The following is a 3,660-nucleotide window of genomic DNA, read 5'->3' as shown; positions in this document are numbered from 1 at the left end:
AAGAGATACCTAGCGTGTAATGTTCCATAAAGGTTTTTTGCAACATCACATCAAACTCATTACCCGCATCAAGGCTGCCTTTATCCGTTTCAAAATCATGGTACACCGCAATCAGTTTTGCACCTGCCACATTACCCACGATGGTGAAATAAGTATCAATAAGACCTGCGTTTGGCGTGGTTAAAAAGACATCAGCCCAGCCTTGAAAAGCATGGTTCGTCCCTAAAGGTGTTTTAAAACTATAGGTGCCATCACCCTCTTGCACTTCATAAGATAGCTTTGCTAACCAACCTTGATATTTACCACCGAGTTCGAATAAGTAGTAATCCTGAGGGTCCATTTTGCCATCGGCATAGTCATGTTGTGTTGCATACTCCGCTGTATAAATAGCTGCAAAATCTTCATTAACTGGTTTAGCACCAGATAATCTCACACCATAAGTTGCTGTTGAGTTGGCGTTATCTTTAGCCGCATCTTCATAATCCAGCAAATAACTGTAGGCTTCTAATTTGCCAATGGATAAGCCTGAATATTGCACATTAAACAGGTGACTATTCATATCAATCACCCCATCATCTATCAAACCAGCCGTCAAATCATCGCCAAAGATGGTATTGACCTTGTTGATATAGGCATAACTCAATTTAAGATCTTTAATAGACGTATTACTTAGACTCACAGCATCAAAGGATTGATGATTTTGACGCCAAAGCACATTACCGATAAAGCGATGAAATGGTGCATCACGGTAAGTCAGCTCTTGTCGACCTAACTTCACCTCTGTATTAAAACCGTTATAACTCAGATAAGCCTGGTTGACTTCTGTGCCATTCGGATCGGCTATAACCGAGTACTTTTTGACTGCTGTTTGAGGGTACTCTTCATAATTGCCTGCCAAATCCGACACATCTTCGAGTTCAAGAAAGGCACCGAAGCCATGGAAATCACCTGTCTTGTAACCTAAAGTTGTACGTAACGTGACAGCATCGGCATCTTTTAAACTATTATCCTGCTCAACCGACTCATACCGTAAGCGGCCTGAAAAACTGACCTTGCCCCCGGTCAATGCTTCGTAAAAGCTGTCATTTGCCACGACTGTAGCTGGTAGCAAAGCGATACTCGTCAGTCCTGTGCTCAGTAACGACATCACGCTTAGCTTTTTTAGTTTTGGCATTCTTTTTTTCCTCTGCAAATTAAGCCACTATTGATAAATAACTGGCTTTAAAATCAACCATGTAACGACTTCACCTCAGCTGCTTCATTGCAGACAGACAGTATTCTAAATAAGGTAGTACTCACCATTAGCGCGCTAATAATTGTTTTAACTCAGGCACACAAGACCCACAATTTGTGCCGGCTTTCAGTTTTTTACCAATCTCATCCACAGAATTAACATGACCGGAATGAATAGCTTCATTGATGGTATTCTGACCGACACCAAAACATGAGCAAACAATTTGTCCTGCATCTTTTTGTCCCTGGCTGGGTTGGCCGACCAGCAAACTGTATCTGTCAGCATCCGACAGACTGCTTAAACTAAATAACTGGGATAACCAGGAACGCGCAGGCAAATCATGACTTGGCGCGATGAAAACAACGCCTTCCAGCCTGTTACGTTTAATTTGTCCAGCTCGATAACGTCCCGCTTTGGCATCAATAAAATCAAGCCATTCGCCCTCTTCCCCTAAGTGTCGTTGTGCCCATTTAGCCGGCTCATCTAATGCATGCTGACCAGCAATCTCATAACGCCAGAATTCAGCACCACGCACTTTCACCCAGTAGTTGGCATCTTTGACCGTGATGGGGTGCCGCGACAAAATAAAGCCATGCCAAACAGGTTTATAGGCGCGTATGCTGACAGGGGTATGTTTCGACTCAGGCTGACCAGAGATAGGGTCATAAACAGCAGCAACTAACGCATCAACCCGTGCCATTGAAGCGTACTGATCACTCCAATGGATGGGGACAAAAATACTGCCCGGCCGTTGCTCATCGGTTACCACAACCCGGACTATCATCTCCCCCCAACGACTCTTTATTTCTGCCAGTGAACCATCCACTAGATGGAAATTCGCTGCATCCAGCGGATGAACCTGAACCATCGGCTCCGGAATATGGGCGTTCAATCTGACGGCTCTACCTGTCCGTGTCATGGTATGCCATTGATCACGAATACGACCCGTATTTAAAACTAAGGGATATTCATCTGATACCTGATGATAAGGCAGCTTAGGTTCAACACTGATCATTCTGGCTTTGCCTGAAGGGGTAAAAAACTGCTTATCGCTAAATAATCTGGCAGTGCCGTTATCAGCTTTATTGATGACTGGCCACTGTATGGGAATCAGATTGTCGTAGCCCTCATCACTTATATCGGCTAGTCCGGCAATGTTAAAGTCACGGCTACCTTCATTTTCAAAAGCCGAGAGTTGTGCATGTTCTCTAAATACATCTGCTGGCTTCTCAAATGGAAAGGCGGCTTCAAATCCCATTTTTCTCGCGACCTGAGTAATAATCCACCAGTCAGGTTTCGCTTCCCCCGGCAAGGGTAAGAATGAGCGCTGACGGCTAATTCGTCTTTCTGAATTGGTTACCATACCGTCTTTCTCACCCCAGGCAGCGGCGGGTAACAAAATATCGGCTAACGCTGTTGTATCGGTATTCTCCTCACATTCAGACACCACCACCAATTCACATTTTTTCAATGCGTCTTTGACCTTATCGGCATCAGGCAGACTCACAACGGGATTCGTCGCCATAATCCAGATAGCTTTGATTTTGCCACTGGCAATCTGCTCAAACATATCAATGGCTTTGGCGCCATTTTCTTTGGCTAAATTATCTGCTTTCCAAAAGCGTGCCACACGATCATGATGTTCAGGATTAGTAATTTCCATATGCGCGGCTAACTGATTACTTAAGCCGCCCACTTCTCGTCCGCCCATAGCATTGGGCTGACCTGTAAACGAAAACGGCCCCATGCCTGGCTGACCAATACGCCCAGAGGCAAGATGACAATTGATAATACTGTTACATTTGTCAGTTCCTGTCGTCGACTGATTGATCCCCTGAGAATACACTGTCACGACTTTTTCGGTTGAGGCAAACAACTGATAAAACTTAACGATATCCTGCTCTTGTAACTCTGTGACAGCGGCCACTTGAGGAATGGAGCCAGCGGATGCTTTTGCTACTGACGTTGCCGAGGCAAACCCTTCGGTGTGCGCTTCAAGAAACTCAAGATCCAGGTAATCTTCTTTTTTTAGATAGTGCAACAAACCATTAAACAATGTGGCATCAGAGCCTGGCCGCAACGGCAAATGTAAATCAGCAATATCACAAGTGGCTGTTTTGCGAGGGTCAATCACCACAACTTTCATTTCTGGGCGATCTTCTTTCGCTTGCTTCAACCGCTGATAAATCACAGGATGACACCAGGCTAAGTTAGAACCAGTCAACACGACAAGATCAGCTAATTCAATATCTTCATAACTACAGGGCACTGTGTCACTGCCAAAGGCTCGCTTGTAAGCCGCCACCGCTGATGACATACACAGCCGTGAATTGGTGTCGATGTTCGCGCCACCAATAAACCCTTTCATCAATTTATTCGCCGTATAGTAATCTTCTGTTAACACTTGGCCCGACACATAAAACGCC

Annotated in this window: 2 protein-coding genes; both read right to left on the bottom strand. The window is 44.9% G+C overall.

From position 1 onward, the window contains the following. A partial coding sequence (locus tag B4K20_RS05900) for an alginate export family protein (protein ID WP_289282230.1) occupies positions 1-1,174 on the bottom strand: 1,174 nt, incomplete at its 3' end. Positions 1,175-1,301: 127 nt separating this feature from the next. After that, the coding region (locus B4K20_RS05895) for a nitrate reductase (RefSeq protein ID WP_289282229.1) at positions 1,302-3,660 on the bottom strand (2,359 nt) is incomplete at its 5' end.

Origin of the sequence: Methylophaga sp. UBA5088 (genome assembly GCF_002414625.1) — a bacterium.
Lineage (GTDB): Bacteria > Pseudomonadota > Gammaproteobacteria > Nitrosococcales > Methylophagaceae > Methylophaga > Methylophaga marina.
The sequence above is the reverse complement of the archived record's forward strand: the minus strand, read 5'-3'. Positions and strand labels throughout refer to the sequence as shown.